This window comes from Levilactobacillus parabrevis ATCC 53295, from assembly GCF_001434055.1.
GTDB classification, from domain to species: domain Bacteria; phylum Bacillota; class Bacilli; order Lactobacillales; family Lactobacillaceae; genus Levilactobacillus; species Levilactobacillus parabrevis.
In genome coordinates, this window is the sequence record NZ_AZCZ01000014.1 from 19,711 (window position 1) to 34,686 (window position 14,976).

Sequence of the window (14,976 nt, forward strand, 5' to 3'; positions counted from 1 at the left end):
TTCCTCCAATAGCAAGTTATCTGCCAGAATTCACTACAATAATTTTATGCTATCGGGTCTCGAAACACAAGACCTTCAGCTTAATCTTCACCGCGATAAGGCAGTTTCTGGTAATAATTTGGCTTGTTAGTCTGCCGTTCCCGAGCAATCGCCATGTCATATTGATTGACGGCATCGGTAATGGTCGAGCCCGCTGCGATAAAGCTGTGATCAGCCACATCTAACGGTGCCACTAAGTTCGAGTTAGAACCAATGAAGGCATCGTCACCCACAACGGTCTCATGCTTATTCTTGCCATCGTAATTAACGAAGACCACACCACAACCAACGTTGATGTGCTTGCCTAATTTTGCATTCCCAACGTAGGTCAAATGACCCACCTTAGTCCCCTCACCAATCGTAGCCTTTTTCACTTCGACAAAGTTACCGAGGTGAACTTTAGGTCCAATGTGAGATTCTGGCCGCAAGTGGCTGTTAGGTCCAATGTTAGAGCCACTGGCCATGTCGGAATCTTCAAGTAAGGAAGATGTCACGGTCACGTGGTCGGCCAACGTAGCGTTCCGTAGTTCGGAGTGAGACCCAATGTAGCAGTCATCGCCAATCACGGTATTGCCCTTTAGTTGAACGCTAGGTTCGATAATGGTATCGGCCCCGATCTTCACACCGGCGTCAATGTACGTCGTGGCGGGATCGATCAAGGTTACGCCGTCACGCATGTGTTGTTTGTTGATCCGGTCACGCATGATCTTAGTGGCGTTGGCCAGTGCGACCCGGTCGTTAACACCCATGGATTCATCAAAGTCAGCCATCTTGTACGCTGCCACGATGTCTCCGTCATGCTTCAGGATTTCAACGACATCGGTCAGGTAATATTCACCCTGGGCGTTGTCGTTAGAGGTCTTGTGTAAGGCAGCGAAAAGCTTCTTGTTGTCGAACACGTAAACCCCTGTGTTAATTTCGTGAATTTCTTGTTCTTCGGAGTTGGCATCCTTTTGTTCCACGATTTTTTCCACGATACCGATATTGTTCCGCACGATTCGACCGTAACCGGTAGGATCTGGGGCAACGGACGTTAAGATCGTAGCGGCCGCATGCTTGGCTTCGTGGTAGGCGAAGAGGTCTTCAAACGTCTGTGCTTGGAACAGTGGCGTATCGCCACTCACAATCAGCGTTGTCCCTTCTTCATCCTTCAAAATGGGTTCAGCTTGTAACACAGCATCCCCAGTCCCAAGTTGCTTGGCTTGCAGGGCGTATTGCGTCCGGTCGCCCAGCGTGGCTTGCACGTCATCGGCACCGTAGCCGACAATCGTGACAACCTTATCCATGTTGGTCTTTTCAACTTGGGTCAGCACGTGGTCGACCATGGCCTTGCCACAAACCTTGTGTAGAACCTTATACAGCTTTGACTTCATCCGCGTACCCTTACCGGCTGCGAGGATAATCGTATTTCTCGTGCTCATTCCGATATCTCCTAATTTAATGAATTATTTTCATCGCCAAAAATCTGAGTCAGGTAATTCCCTGGCGCCACACGGATCTGTTCATCCGCGGTCTGGATTTTCAGTAACGAGGTGTACTTGCTAACGGTCCGTTGACCGTCAAAATCACCTTCGGCAAAGACTGCCACGCCGGCGAGTTGTGAGTCAAACTCATCGACCAGAGAGCGCAGGCCCCCAACGGTCCCGCCACCCTTCATGTAATCATCAACGATTAACACGCGTGAATTTGGCTTCACACTCCGCTTGGACAACGCCATCCGTTCGATCCGCTTGGTCGAACCGGAAACGTAGTTCACACTCACCGTTGAACCTTCAGTAATCTGAGAGTCATGCCGCACAATCACAAACGGCACATTCAGGTAACTGGCAACACTCTGCGCCAGCGGGATCCCTTTGGTAGCTACCGTCACGACAACGTCAACGGACTGGTTCAGGTACTGGGTTGCCAAGATCCGACCAATTTGTCGCAAGGCTGCGGGCCGGCCCAAGATATCTGACATATAGACGTAGCCACCGGGTAGATACCGGTCGGCTTCGGACAATTCAGTAATCATTTCATCAACAAATTGTTCGGCTTCTTCTCGTAAAATGTAAGGAATAAAACGGGCACCACCAGCGGCGCCGGGGACGGTCTCCAGCAGACCGGTACCACGAGCTTGGAGCGTCCGCTTCAAAATAGTCAGATCTTCACTGATGGAAGACTTGGCCGATTCATACCGCGCTGCAAAAAATGTCAAAGACACCAATTGGTGCGGGCGTTCTAACAAATACCGAGTCATATCGACCAAACGGTCACTTCTTCTGACTTTCAACCTCTTCACCTCATCTATTTCTTTAGAGTTAATTGTAAGCCCAATTTTAGCATAAATGTTCGGGTTTTTCGTTACATTTCGGTTAGAATTAATAATTTTTTGGGACTTTTATCAAAATGAAAGCATAATCCACCATTATCTGACCATGAAAGCCAAGAAAGGTCTGAACCATTTACGCTTAATCAACCTCACTTCGGGGCAATCCCCTCACTTCCAGTTATCAGCCTATAGGTTTCCCACGTCACTTTCAACTGATTGCCATCACGATATGCAAAAAAAACGTGACGACTCAACGCAAAACGTTGAGTCACCACAGCTTCAGACCACTTTTTATTTAACTATTGCTTATAATTCAAAATACCTCAAACCGCAAATCGTGCCAGGATAATACACCGCAGTCGAGCCAACATCATATTTGAAAACAAGCTTAGCCGCAGACGACCGTTTTCAACCTGTATGCTAGCTCATTCCGCCGTCTGTAGTCGTTGCCAACCCAGCGCAATGAAGTAGAAGACGGCTTCGATAGCCGCGATGAAGAATGACACGGGGAAGTTCGTCACGTAGCTCAGCACCAGCCCGCTCCAGACGCCGACTAAGGCCAACGTGATGGCGAGCACCATCATCCCCCCCACCGTGTGGGCGAAGTACTTGGCCGTTGCCGCTGGTAGCGTCAGCAGGATGAAGATCAACAGTGACCCCACGATTTGGGCCGCCACGCTGACACTCAACGCCAGCAAGACCAAGAAGGTAATCGACAGTGCATTGGTCCAAAGCCCCTTGACCCGGGCCCCTGTATGGTCAAATGAATCGAATTTCAGGAACCGGTAGATCACGAAGACCACAACCAGTACGAGCAGGGACAGCCATAGCATCTGCTGGACATCACCAGCACTGATACCGATAACACTCCCGAATAAAATACTCGTCGCGTAACTGGCATTCTTATTAGCCAGCGAGAGGAACAGAATCCCCAGCCCAATGAACAGCGCCGAAATAGCACTCGTCGCCGCTTCTCGTCGTTCGGAACGCGCCGAGAGTTGCCCCACAATGACCGAGCTGACCACCGTAAACAGTAACATCCCGTTTAACGGTGCCCAACCGGCAAAGACCCCGAAGGCTGCCCCGGAGAAACCAATTTCAGAGAGCGTATGCGTCAAAAAAGACATGTTGCGGGCAATCACGAAGACACCCATGATGCCACAGATGATGGCAATAATGGTGCCGGCCGCGAAGGCGTTTCGCATAAATTCATAACTAAACATTTTCGCCCTCCCACACCTTTTCGGTCGTCAAATTCGCGATGGGCCCCTGTTCTACCTTGCCGGGGGTCATCATCAAGTAGTGTTGCGTATACTTCTGCGCCATCGGAATATCGTGAGTCACGAAGAGCACCGTCAACTTCAAGCGTTGATTCAACTCCGTCACCAAATCCAGAAGCTCCGTCTTGGTCACGGGGTCCAAACTAGCCGTCGATTCATCTAAAATCAACAAGTTGGGGGCTTCTACCAAAGCCTGCGCAAGGTACGCCTTCTGCTTTTCACCACCCGAAGCCTGACCGATGGGCCGCTTGGCCAACTGCTTCAGACCGGTCTGGTCCAGAATCTTTTGAACCTTAGCGCGTTCCTTGGCCGAAAGCCATGGCAGTTTCCAACCCGTCAGATTCAGTCCAACGAAGTCCTTGATGGTCAGCGGATAATCGGCATCGATATTTCTGAATTGCGGCACGTAACCGATCGTCACTTCGCCCTGGCTAGGCAAATACGAAATCTTTCCGTGAGTTGGGCGCAATTGATGGAGGATGGTCCGCATCAACGTCGTTTTCCCGACCCCGTTTTTTCCGATGATACTCCAGATTTCGCCCTGGTTGATTGTCAGATTAAGGTCGTTAAATACCGGGTGATTGGGAAAGGTCACGCCGAGATGTTCTAATTTTAAAATGGGTGCACTTTCCATTAGGACTGCCCCTCCTTCGCTTGAATTCGTTGAACCTGTTGATACTGCTTCAGCATCCAGGTCCGGTAGCTTTGATTGACCGGCATCGTCTCGGTTACCTTGACGATGGGGATATTGTATTCCTTGGCCAGATTGACCATTGCCGTCACATTTTTACTGGTGTTCTGTGTGTTTTCCACGAAAAATGCGATCTTACGCTGTTTGATTTGATTTTGGAGCTTGGTAATATCAGCCGGGGTTGGGTCGCTGTCCTCTTCAATTGACTGGGCAAAATGTCCATCGCTGATTCGATAGCCCATTGCACTTAACGCCAAGTCAAAGACGGGCTCACTTACCGCAACCTGTTGGTAATTGCTGTGTTTGGCCAATTGCTTAGCGAGGCGCGGCAAGACCGCTAGTTGTTTCTCATAGGCGATGCCGCGACGTTTGAATGCCGCCGCATGGCTCGGATCAAGCTTACTAAATTGCGCCACCAAGTGACGGGTTACCTTGACCATGGTCGTAGGGTCCGTCCACAAGTGGGGATTATCCCCCGTTTTCTTACCCATGAGGGTGCCAATCGTGAGTTTCTTCGTCTGAGCATCATCGTTAGCCGCTACAACCCGGTCCATCCAGCTATCATAGCCCAATCCATTGGCAATGACGACATCGGCCTTAGCGACCTTCTTAGCCGTCTTCACGTCTGGCTCATAACTTTCGGCATCAATGCTAGGACTATTGATAACCGTGGTCACCTGACCGCGATCACCCAGAATGGTCTTGGCCGCTTCGCCATAGAACCCCAGCGTCGCCACCACATGAATCTGATTGTCGGCACGCTTAGTGGTGGGCGCCGCCGAGCATGCACTCAGGGTAACTCCCACCATTAAGACGGCCAGCAAGGTCAGCAGACCCCGCCGCCAAAATTTTCGTTTTCCAAGCTGCAATCGACTCATCCCATCTCTCCGCTAAATATGTAAACAGTAATGATTACCGTTTAATATCTTACCAGATAATGAAAACTTGTCAACCACGCTTAAGGCTTCTTTAATCAACATATTTTTTCAGAAAATCTGCCACCATTTGGTCATACTTGACCGGATCCGTTTTCCGCGTCGCTATGTGAGCGGCACTAGGGTCACGATACTTTTCCTTAGGCCCCGCTGCGGCTCGATAAAGAACATCCAAGTTCTCCACGGGAACCGTTTGATCGTTGGCTCCCTGGATCAATAGCAACGGCAAATGCGTATGCCGGAGCTGCTCAGCAATGTTCCCGTCGGATAAGCGGTACCCCTCAGCCAACCGGGAATATTGATTAGCAATCGGGACAATTGGATACGTTGGCAAGTGGTATCGGTGGCGAATCCGGAAGCGGGCTTCCGCCAAGACGGAGGCGTACCCGGAATCGGCAATTATGGCCTTAACGTTGTGTGGCAGATCTTCGCCGGCAGTCGCCATCACCGTGGCGGCCCCCATCGAGATACCTATCAAAACGATCTCACAGTCATCCCCATACTTGGCGATCACCTGATTGATCCAGCCGGTATAATCCAAACGATCGGGCCAGCCGTAACCAATCGTGTGGCCCTCGCTATCGCCGTGAGCCCGAGCATCGGGCATCAGCGTGGCGTACCCCCAATTATGGAAGACTCGGGCATACGGAATCATTTGTTCGCGAGCGTGACCTAGGCCGTGGGCCAAAATGGCCACGCGCTTCGTGGGCTTCTCGGCCTCCACCAAACTTGCCCGCAGAATCAGCCCATCTAAGCTGGTCTGCGTCCATTCAGCCGGATCGTGTCGCAGATACCAAGCATTATCGTCCGCCGTATTTTCAGCAATGGCGCGTTTTTTAGTTTTGAGTCGATTATGACTGAAGGATTTCGTGGCGGCCTGATAGACCACTGCGGCGCCACCCAAAACACTGACAGCCCCAACGGCAGCCACAGCCGCGGTACCGCCCAGAATTTTTTGCCAAGTTTTCATATTGACTACCCCATTTCTAGTTATTTTCGACGCTGTATCGGATTCAGCGGTCACTAAAAAATAGGTTTGACCCCCACCACACTAAATCAGACGACTACAACGTTCATTTTAGGTTTATTACCTCTACTCTAGCTAAAAATGAGAGCGTTTTCCACTCTTTACTTAAAATTAGTTCCAATTTCAGGGGATACTTTCCCAATACCACTTGGCGACACTGCAAAAACGGCCGACCTACTTCGACTTGTTCCCCTTATGGTCACTGTATAACAGCTGAATCAATTCCAACTGCGTTAATTGTCCTTTCAGGACTGCCCCGACTTCAGCAACTAGCCGTGGATCTACGGGGATATTTTCTCTCTCCAATGCCTTCACCTCACCTAGCTATCATGACCGTTTTTACTGGGCAACACCAGCCAAACGCCTTATAAATTTTGTTATATGCAAAAAGGCGCCACATCAACGTTTTCATTGGCATGACGCCTCTTAAATTCCAAGCTAATTTAATGAATAATTTGTTTTACGCGAGCCTGCAGATCAGGCACAACATTATCTAAAAACCACGGGTGCTGATGCAGCCACCCATAGTTTAAGGGCGACGGGTGTACCAGCGGAAAGTAATCCGGTAAGTAGTCCTGATAATGGTCTACCGTAGCCGTCAACGTCCGCTCACGCTGCGGCAGATAGTATTTCTGCGCGTACTGACCAATCAACAGAGTCAGCTTAATGTTGGGCATCAGCTCCAACAGAGGCGCGTGCCATTTGTCCGCAAATCCCTTACGCGGCGGCAAATCGCCGCCGTGAGCGTGCTTGCCTGGATAGTAAAAATCCAACGGCAACACGGCGATCTTTCCCGAATGATAGAACTGATCCTTGGTTACGCCCATCCAGTCCCGCAAGCGATTCCCACTGGCATCATCCCAGAAGGTCATCGAGGCTTGGGCCCGCCGACTCGGCGCCTGACTGACCAGTAGAATCTCCGCCCCGGATTCAGTGTGGTAAAGTGGCTGAATCCCCTGTTCGGTAAAGGCTTGATTCTGTGGATCGTCCTGAATGGCTTGAAAAATCTGTGTGGCCGTCTGCATCAATGATTCCTCCTCAACTTACGGTAATGGCCGTACCAAATACACCTCGCGGCAGAACCCCTTCATGCCGTTAAACACACGTTGGGCCCGCGACTGCTTACTGCATAAACCAAAGACGGTCGGTCCAGTCCCACTCATCTGAGCAGCATCGGCTCCGAACTTCATCAGCTGTTGTTTCAACTGGGTAATCTCCGGGTAACGGTGGGCCGTCAGCGGCTCTAGTACGTTTCCCATGACCGCACACATCTCCGCAATATCCTGATTGCGCACCGCCTTCAACAGGCTATCAATATCCGGATGTTCCAAGTCATCGTAGCGAATCTGCTGAAGAATACTGGGCGTGGAGACGCTCACCTTAGGCTTGGCCAAGACCACCCACGCAGCCGGCAACTTCGACAGCGGCGTAATCCGCTCGCCACGACCGCGCACATGGGCCGTCCGACCGTAAACACAGTACGGCACGTCCGAATCAATCCGCAAACCAAGCTCGGCCAGCTCCTGCCAACTCAATCCCAGGTTCCACAGTTGATTCAGGCCCCGTAACACGGCGGCGGCATCGGATGAGCCACCCCCTAATCCCGCAGCCACGGGAATATTCTTTTTAATCCGAATGTTGACTCCCTCACCCACATTGAATTTCGTTTGGAGTAAATGGGCGGCCTGATAGGCCAAGTTTCGCTGATCATTTGGCAAAAAGCCACTATCCGAGGCAACCCGGATGCGTTTGTGTTTGGTTAACGTTTGAATTTCAACATAGTCCGCCAAGTCCACGGACGTCATGACCATGTTCCACTCCTCCGCGCCATCCTGGTGATGGTACGGGGTGTCAAGCCCGAGGTTTATCTTGGCAGGCGCCTTTTCAATCAGTTGCATGAGCTCACCTTAATTCCAGATAGGCCACTGCCTACCGTTCTCCTGAATCTGATTAAGCCTATTATACTATGGTTGTGGCGAAAATAAAAAGGGTTCTCCAAGCCCCACGCTAATTCCTGATTAGCTGGTGCCCGTGAACCCTTAATTCTAAATTTTTGCCAAAATAAAAAGGCCTTACTGGCCAAATTATTTATTCATCAAAGTCAACTTCGATGTTTTTGGTTAAAATATCGGTATAGCTATATGAAACCCGTTCAAACGAATTTTCGTCCTGGTCTAAATCCACAACGAATACAGCTGGATAGGTTTCCCGAAGAATTCCATGCCGTTCTGTTGTCTTCTTACGCCCGGCCTGCGCGATCACCATTAACTTTTCGCCAATGCGCTCGTCCAGTTTGTTCTTAATGTTCGCTAAACTTGTTGGCATGCACTTCACCTCTGTGAAACATGATACCATGGTTTCACAAAAAACGCAAATTATACCACACTAGCCTACAATCCGCAAGAATCCGCAATTGAAAAGGGTTACATAAGTCCTTCATTGTGAAAAGCGTTGGTTAATTCGATGAAATTTATCAAGGTTAGCCGTTCTGGCCGTAACTGTTGCGAAATACCAACATCTGTCAGGACCGCTTCAATCCGTTCACGAACTTCTGGCTGCTTTCCAAAAATCCCTTGAAGATTGTTCCACAACGTCTTGCGGCGATGCACGAAGCAACCCTTAACGAACTTGTACAAGGCTTGATCTTCGTACGGTTTGACTGGCAATGGCCCACGCGGCGTCAAGCGAATGATGGCGGAGTCAACGTTCGGTTGTGGAATAAAAGCTGTCCGTGGCACATCAAAAGCAACGGCCACGTGGGCGCGATATTGCATGACCACGGAGAGCGACCCGTAGGCCTTGGTACCCGGTTCAGCGACCAAACGATCAGCCACTTCACTCTGCATCATCACCACGATTTCATCGAAGCTGACCCCGCTCTGCAACACGCCCATCAAAATTGGTGTCGTGATGTAGTACGGTAGGTTCGCCACGATTTTCACGGGGTGGCCCGGTTCGAATTCATCCTTAATGACGGCCGGCAAATTTGCCTTCAAGATATCTTGATTGATCACCTTGACGTTATCGTAATCCATCAACGTTTCGTCGAGGACTGGCAACAGGTTTTCATCGATTTCAAAGGCCACGACCTTTCGTGCCCGCTTAGCGATCTGTTCCGTCAGGGCTCCGATCCCAGGACCGATTTCAATGACGTTGTCGTTGTCAGTCACGTCCGCAGCGTTAACGATGTTGCGCAGGATATTTAAGTCCGAAAGAAAGTTTTGTCCCAGGCTCTTCTTAGCCACTAAACGGTAACGGGACAAGATGGCCTTGGTACGAGCTGGTGAGCCAATTTCGGGTACGCTATTATTCATGGAAATCCTCCTTTTGACGAATCTGTTGCACTGCAGCGGCGAAGTCTGCGGGTTGAATGCTAAACATCCGCAAGCGCTTCTCCAACTGCTTACCATTCACGTAACCAATCTGGAGAAGCTCACCGAGTTGTTCACGGCGGGCTTTAGCGCCGGCCCCGCCAATCAAGCCCGCCGCCATTAAATCTTCGTGGGTGATCAACGTGGGGGCTGCAGTCGTTTCGGTATACACGTGGTCGAGGGCGGCCCGAATGGCTTCCGGACTCGCATGTTCCACGCCAAGTGAGCCACCGGCCTTGTCCGGACGGCCCTCTGCTTTAGGTAAAAAGGCGTGCTTGGCATTCGGCACGGCCTCAGCCACAATCTTACGAATCTTTTCGCCGGAGAAATCAGGGTCGGTGAAAATGATCACGCCGCGCTGATCGGCTAACTTTTCAATGAGGGCTAGCGTATCGTCATCGATAGCGGAACCCCGTGTCTCGATGGTGTCGGCGTTGACCGCTCGATTGATTGATTTGGTATCATCTTTGCCCTCCACCACGAGGACTTCTTTAATCTTCTTCATTGATTTGATAAAACTCCTCTGCGTTGTGGTAAGTGGCGGCTGCGATTTCTTCCGGCGTCGTGTCACGTTCCTTGGCAATGGCTTCAACCGTATACCGAGTAAAGGCCGGTTCGTTCTGTTCCCCACGGTGGGGTTCCGGTGACAGATAGGGTGCATCGGTCTCAACCATCATCACATCGAGTGGCGTGGCCCGCACGGAGTCATGGACTTCGTGGGCGTTCTTGAAGCTAGCCACCCCAGAATATGAAATGTGCATCCCCAGGTCCAAGAACTTCTTGAGCCATTCGGGATCACCGTTAAAGCTGTGCATGACACCACCAATTTCACTGATGCCGCCTTCCTTGAGAATCCGGTAGGTATCTTCAAAGGCGTCCCGGTTGTGAATGGCAACGGGCTTGCCAACCTCTTTGGCAATCGCGACCTGCCGAGCAAACACCTTGCGTTGCACGTCTTGTGGTGAACTGTCCCAGTGGTAGTCCAAGCCAATCTCGCCGAGCGCAACGACCCGGTCATCGGCTAATTGTTCTTCCATAACCTTTTCAGCCGCCGCATCGTAATTCTTAGAATCCTCAGGGTGCCAGCCCACAGCCGCATACAGCTGTGGATACTGATGCGCCAGCTTAATGGCGTCGGCGTTCAGCTGCGTGTTGGAGCCAATGTTGACCATCTTGACGACACCTAGATCCGCCGCCTGCTTGAGGTAGCGGGGCACTTCTTTAATAAATTCTTCGCTATTTAAATGGGTATGTGAATCAAAGATTTTCATCATGATCCTCCTATTTCCGTGAAACACTTTCCTTTGATACTTTGGTAACGATTACCGCCTGCGGCTGCCAGGATTCCGCCTGCTGTGGGGACCGGTCCAAGCCAAAGTTCGGTCTTGAACCTCGACTTGAAACCTCGCACAAACCCGCGAGTTTCCAAGCTCGTCCCATGGCGTAAGAACGGGCAAGATCCCCCGTCCTAACGCCATCGTCACGGCCGGCTCCATCCTGGCCTCCTCCGGCTAAACGAGTTGTTAACCCGCTATCATGACTGACCTGACTCCCAACTAAGAGTCTCAAAATCAGCCTATAGTAGCCTCGCTGACAACGTAGAAACAACCATCACCAGATAGTAAAGATACCACCATTGCGGACTAAACGCGATATCGCTATCCAAAATAGTTATTCACAAGTGGATAACTATTTGAAGTTAGCGGTTATCAACAGCAAAATCAGCACTTATTCACTCATTTCACTGCCTACCGCCATTATCGCAGACCTTATGAACAATTTCATCCACAATTCGCTGAATTATCAACCGACTTGTACACCTATCTGTTTATAGGTGGCGGAAGTTGTCCACATTTTACCGGCATTCATAATTCTGCCAATATCTTTTACACCGGTGGATAAGTTCGTAAGTGGATAACTCTTCCCTCTATCCACACACAGCTATCATCAGGAACTTATCAGCCAATTGAGACTCGCAGTTAAAAGCTAGCTTAGCCGGCGGAATCTCTGGTTGCGCAGGCGACGACCTTTTAACCACCTTGCCGAAACGTGTTCCAGAGGGCAGCTGGTTGCGCTTAACCCCGCCGCGTCAAAAATCCAAGTTCAGGATTTTTCACGCAACGACGTTAATACTCGCCAGCTAACCGCCCTCTTCCACACTCTTTTGACATAAAAACGCGGGTTTGGCGTCTCATCGACCCGCCGCCCACGCTTATGCGAACATTATTCGACTGATGAACCGTTGACCAATTCATTTGGTACGGTGATTAACTGGACCTTACCATCATGTTCTGCGGACAGTAACATCCCTTGGCTGACCTGACCACGCATCTTCCGTGGCTTCAAGTTGGCCACAATGACCACCTTTTTACCCACGAGCGATTGTGGTTCTGGATACCATTGAGCAATCCCAGACAGAATCTGACGGTTGCCTTGGTCGCCGGCATCCAATTGGAACTTCAGGAGTTTGTCGGCACCTTCTACGTGGTCGACCGCTTTGACTTCGGCGACCCGCAGTTCAATCTTTTCAAATTTATCAAACCGAATTTCCGGCTTGTTTAGTGTTAACTCAGAGTCACTTTCGGTCTCAGACTTGGCAGCTTCCTGCTGAGCCTGTGCCTTGGCAGCCATTGCGGCCCGGCCCTTCGTCTTTTCAGACTTGGTCATCTGACCTTGAATGAAGTCGACTTCTTCCTTCACGTCGATCCGTGGGAAGATTGGTGTCCCCTTGGCAACGACTTGTTTGCCAGCTGGTAAATCAGCCAGCTTCAGGTCAACCATGTCGATGGTAGCTGGATCTAAGCCAAGTTGGGCAAAGATTTCCTTGGGCGCGTGCGTCATGACTGGACTGATCAGCGTCGCGATTACTCGCAAACTGGCCGCCAGATGGGCCATAACAGCGGCCAATTCGGTTGCCTTGCTGTCGTCCTTAGCCAACTGCCAAGGTTCTGTCTCATCAATGTACTTGTTTGTCCGGGAAACTAACTTCCAGATTTCAGAAAGGGCATCGGCAAAGTGCATCTTGTCCATCAAGTCATGGTAGTTAGCAATGACGGATTCAGAAGTAGCTTCGAGGTCCGCGTCAAATTCAGTCACGCCGGCCTTGAATTCAGGCAACTTGCCAGCTTCATACTTGTTGATCATGGCAACGGTCCGGTTCAACAGGTTCCCCAGGTCGTTTGCCAAATCGTAATTCAACCGGTCGACAAAGTCTTCGGGCGTAAAGGTCCCATCGTTTCCGTAAGGCATTGCCCGCATTAAGTAGTAACGCAAAGCATCGAGGCCGTAACGATCAACCAGTGTCTCGGGGTAAATCACGTTCCCCTTAGACTTGGACATCTTGCCGTCTCTCATCAGTAACCAGCCGTGCGCAAACAACTCGTCTGGGGCTTCGATACCCAGTGCGTGCAACACGATTGGCCAGTAAATGGAGTGGAAACGTACGATTTCTTTCCCGACCATTTGAACGTTGGCGGGCCAGAACTTCTTGAACAGACTTTCATCGTCACTGGTATAACCCAATGCCGTGATATAGTTGAGCAACGCATCGATCCACACGTAAACCACGTGCTTCGGGTCACTCTTAACGGGCACACCCCAAGTGAAGGTCGTCCGGGAAACGGCAAGGTCTTCCAGACCAGGCTTGATGAAGTTGTTGATCATTTCAGTCATCCGAGATTCTGGTTGAATGAAGTGTGGGTGACTGTGGTAGAAGTCCAGCAACCAGTCAGCGTACTTACTCATTTTGAAGAAGTAAGACTGTTCCTTGACCAGAGAGACTTCGTGACCAGAAGGTGCCTTCCCACCAATTACCTTACCGTTGTCGTCATGGTAGACTTCGGCCAATTGGGTTTCGGTGAAGTATTCTTCGTCATCCTCTGAGTACCAACCTTCGTATTCGCCCAGGTAGATATCGCCCTGCTTTAACAGGCGTTCGAAGACTTCCTGCACAGCCGCCACGTGTTCCTTGTCGGTCGTTCGGATGAATTTGTCGTTGGAAATTTCCAACGTCTTCCAGAGTTGCTTGATACCGTCAGCCATGCCATCTACGTATTCTTGTGGTGATTGGCCTTGGGACTTCGCCTTGTCCTCAATCTTCAGACCATGTTCATCGGTCCCCGTTAAGAAAAAGACGTCGTAACCGTTGCTCCGTTTGTAACGAGCCACCGTGTCACAAGCAATCGTCGTATAAGAGTTCCCGATGTGTAACCGCCCAGATGGGTAGTAGATCGGCGTGGTAATGTAAAAACTTGGTTTGTCTGCCATAAAATAAAAGCCTTCCCTCGCTCTAAATTGTTCCCTTATTTTTAGGTTAAATTTCAGTTTAAATTCTAATCCAGTATAGCATAAACCCCGGTTGAGCCATAGCGGTTCCCGGGGATTTTAAGGCTACAAATTTTCGATTTAGTCGTTTGAACACTTACCGTTTGGGTCACCACCACGACCGGAGTCACCCAACGCCAACAATTCAGTCAGAACAGATCCAACTGTTGTGGCGCCAGATTGTCCCAGTGCAGGCCCAGAATAGCTTGCAAGCGCAGGGCATTCGGTGCCGCATCCTTACCGGAGTTGTTGTTAAAGATCACGCAAACATCCTTGGCTTGCGTCGCCAACCGGCGAACCAAGTCCGCTAACGCCTGCAGCTCTTCTTCACTGTATTTGTACAGCGTGCGTGTCTTACGCCAACTCGCTCCCTGATTGAACCACCCCTGTTCATTTCGCCCGTGCAAGCGCACAACAGCTAGATCAGGGGTTGTCACCGTTTCAACCAGTGGGATTCCGTTGTTCAAGTTATGGGGCTCATCGGTCGTGACGTTGGTCATCCGTAGCGATTGTAGGTATGCCGTCACATCAGCCGTCATTCCCGGCTCTTCAAACCAACTGGGGCTACGAAATTCCACCGCCACCGGTAGGTCCCCCATTTGAACGCGTACGTCACGTAAGTACTGGATATTCGCAGTTGTCCGGTTAAAGTACGGTGGAAACTGGAAGAGAACCGTTCGCAGCTGGTCATGGTCGACCAGGGGTTGAATGGCCTCACGAAATTGAATAAAGGCGGTTGCTCGCTCCGCATCAGTGGCAGGCGCGCTACGTTGGTCATGCTGCGTCATCACTTGATTAGCTTTCAAGATGTACTGAAAGCCATCGGGTACCGCCGCCTGCCAATTCGCCACCGTGCTCTGTCGGGGAATCCCGTAGAAGGGCGTATCCAATTCGACGACTGGAAAATGCCCTGCATACTCACTCAACGTTACCGGGCGGTCCTCCCCACCAATCAAGGCGGGATGTTCCTTCCAGGTCGTCAATCCAATCGTAATCATC

At 50.6% G+C, this 14,976-nt stretch carries 15 protein-coding genes; all 15 read right to left on the bottom strand.

All coding sequences use genetic code 11. The annotated features are described in order from the left end of the window. Window positions 1-80: 80 nt before the first annotated feature. Complete coding sequence (gene glmU, locus FD07_RS05085; RefSeq protein ID WP_020089165.1) at window positions 81-1,460, bottom strand: bifunctional UDP-N-acetylglucosamine diphosphorylase/glucosamine-1-phosphate N-acetyltransferase GlmU; 1,380 nt, start codon at window positions 1,458-1,460, stop codon at window positions 81-83. Window positions 1,461-1,471: 11 nt separating this feature from the next. Further along, complete coding sequence (gene purR / locus FD07_RS05090) at window positions 1,472-2,311, bottom strand: pur operon repressor (protein WP_027825945.1); 840 nt, start codon at window positions 2,309-2,311, stop codon at window positions 1,472-1,474. 464 nt (window positions 2,312-2,775) lie between these two features. Next, window positions 2,776-3,573, bottom strand: a complete 798-nt coding sequence (locus FD07_RS05095; RefSeq protein WP_020089167.1) for a metal ABC transporter permease — start codon at window positions 3,571-3,573, stop codon at window positions 2,776-2,778. Next, window positions 3,566-4,264, bottom strand: a complete 699-nt coding sequence (locus FD07_RS05100; protein ID WP_020089168.1) for a metal ABC transporter ATP-binding protein — start codon at window positions 4,262-4,264, stop codon at window positions 3,566-3,568. Before FD07_RS05100 ends, FD07_RS05095 begins: the two co-directional genes overlap by 8 nt. Then, the gene (locus FD07_RS05105; RefSeq protein ID WP_020089169.1) at window positions 4,264-5,199 is read right to left on the bottom strand and encodes a metal ABC transporter solute-binding protein, Zn/Mn family; all 936 of its coding nucleotides are present in this window, start codon (window positions 5,197-5,199) and stop codon (window positions 4,264-4,266) included. The genes FD07_RS05100 and FD07_RS05105 overlap by 1 nt, the downstream gene beginning before the upstream one ends. Before the next feature lie 91 nt (window positions 5,200-5,290). Beyond that, complete coding sequence (locus FD07_RS05110) at window positions 5,291-6,226, bottom strand: alpha/beta hydrolase (RefSeq protein ID WP_020089170.1); 936 nt, start codon at window positions 6,224-6,226, stop codon at window positions 5,291-5,293. A 231-nt stretch (window positions 6,227-6,457) separates the two neighbouring features. Continuing rightward, entirely contained in the window at window positions 6,458-6,589 is a 132-nt protein-coding gene (locus FD07_RS12735; RefSeq protein WP_020089171.1) for a hypothetical protein, read from the bottom strand. A gap of 137 nt (window positions 6,590-6,726) precedes the next feature. Continuing rightward, window positions 6,727-7,308, bottom strand: coding sequence for a uracil-DNA glycosylase family protein (locus tag FD07_RS05115; RefSeq protein WP_020089172.1), 582 nt, complete (start codon window positions 7,306-7,308; stop codon window positions 6,727-6,729). A gap of 18 nt (window positions 7,309-7,326) precedes the next feature. Then, complete coding sequence (gene ispE / locus FD07_RS05120; protein WP_020089173.1) at window positions 7,327-8,181, bottom strand: 4-(cytidine 5'-diphospho)-2-C-methyl-D-erythritol kinase; 855 nt, start codon at window positions 8,179-8,181, stop codon at window positions 7,327-7,329. A gap of 190 nt (window positions 8,182-8,371) precedes the next feature. After that, entirely contained in the window at window positions 8,372-8,608 is a 237-nt protein-coding gene (locus tag FD07_RS05125) for a Veg family protein (RefSeq protein WP_020089174.1), read from the bottom strand. 98 nt (window positions 8,609-8,706) lie between these two features. Further along, window positions 8,707-9,597 carry a 16S rRNA (adenine(1518)-N(6)/adenine(1519)-N(6))-dimethyltransferase RsmA gene (gene rsmA / locus FD07_RS05130; protein WP_020089175.1) on the bottom strand — a complete coding sequence of 297 codons (891 nt, stop codon included), beginning with the start codon at window positions 9,595-9,597 and terminating at the stop codon, window positions 8,707-8,709. Further along, window positions 9,590-10,159 carry a ribonuclease M5 gene (gene rnmV / locus FD07_RS05135; protein ID WP_020089176.1) on the bottom strand — a complete coding sequence of 190 codons (570 nt, stop codon included), beginning with the start codon at window positions 10,157-10,159 and terminating at the stop codon, window positions 9,590-9,592. The genes rsmA and rnmV overlap by 8 nt, the downstream gene beginning before the upstream one ends. After that, window positions 10,146-10,925 carry a TatD family hydrolase gene (locus tag FD07_RS05140; RefSeq protein WP_020089177.1) on the bottom strand — a complete coding sequence of 260 codons (780 nt, stop codon included), beginning with the start codon at window positions 10,923-10,925 and terminating at the stop codon, window positions 10,146-10,148. Before FD07_RS05140 ends, rnmV begins: the two co-directional genes overlap by 14 nt. 952 nt (window positions 10,926-11,877) lie before the next feature. Continuing rightward, entirely contained in the window at window positions 11,878-13,920 is a 2,043-nt protein-coding gene (metG, locus tag FD07_RS05145) for a methionine--tRNA ligase (RefSeq protein ID WP_020089178.1), read from the bottom strand. Between the two features lie 206 nt (window positions 13,921-14,126). Continuing rightward, complete coding sequence (locus tag FD07_RS05150) at window positions 14,127-14,975, bottom strand: DUF72 domain-containing protein (RefSeq protein WP_020089179.1); 849 nt, start codon at window positions 14,973-14,975, stop codon at window positions 14,127-14,129. Between the last annotated feature and the right edge of the window lies 1 nt (window position 14,976).

Bases quoted from the DNA above. Each gene is read 5' to 3' on its own strand.
- rnmV (WP_020089176.1), bottom strand. From the start codon at position 10,159: ATGAAGAAGATTAAAGAAGTCCTCGTGGTGGAGGGCAAAGATGATACC.
- FD07_RS05105 (WP_020089169.1), bottom strand. From the start codon at position 5,199: ATGAGTCGATTGCAGCTTGGAAAACGAAAATTTTGGCGGCGGGGTCTG.
- FD07_RS05140 (WP_020089177.1), bottom strand. From the start codon at position 10,925: ATGAAAATCTTTGATTCACATACCCATTTAAATAGCGAAGAATTTATT.
- FD07_RS05110 (WP_020089170.1), bottom strand. From the start codon at position 6,226: ATGAAAACTTGGCAAAAAATTCTGGGCGGTACCGCGGCTGTGGCTGCC.
- ispE (WP_020089173.1), bottom strand. From the start codon at position 8,181: ATGCAACTGATTGAAAAGGCGCCTGCCAAGATAAACCTCGGGCTTGAC.
- FD07_RS05125 (WP_020089174.1), bottom strand. From the start codon at position 8,608: ATGCCAACAAGTTTAGCGAACATTAAGAACAAACTGGACGAGCGCATT.
- FD07_RS05095 (WP_020089167.1), bottom strand. From the start codon at position 3,573: ATGTTTAGTTATGAATTTATGCGAAACGCCTTCGCGGCCGGCACCATT.
- metG (WP_020089178.1), bottom strand. From the start codon at position 13,920: ATGGCAGACAAACCAAGTTTTTACATTACCACGCCGATCTACTACCCA.
- FD07_RS05100 (WP_020089168.1), bottom strand. From the start codon at position 4,264: ATGGAAAGTGCACCCATTTTAAAATTAGAACATCTCGGCGTGACCTTT.
- FD07_RS05115 (WP_020089172.1), bottom strand. From the start codon at position 7,308: ATGCAGACGGCCACACAGATTTTTCAAGCCATTCAGGACGATCCACAG.
- FD07_RS05150 (WP_020089179.1), bottom strand. From the start codon at position 14,975: ATGATTACGATTGGATTGACGACCTGGAAGGAACATCCCGCCTTGATT.
- rsmA (WP_020089175.1), bottom strand. From the start codon at position 9,597: ATGAATAATAGCGTACCCGAAATTGGCTCACCAGCTCGTACCAAGGCC.
- glmU (WP_020089165.1), bottom strand. From the start codon at position 1,460: ATGAGCACGAGAAATACGATTATCCTCGCAGCCGGTAAGGGTACGCGG.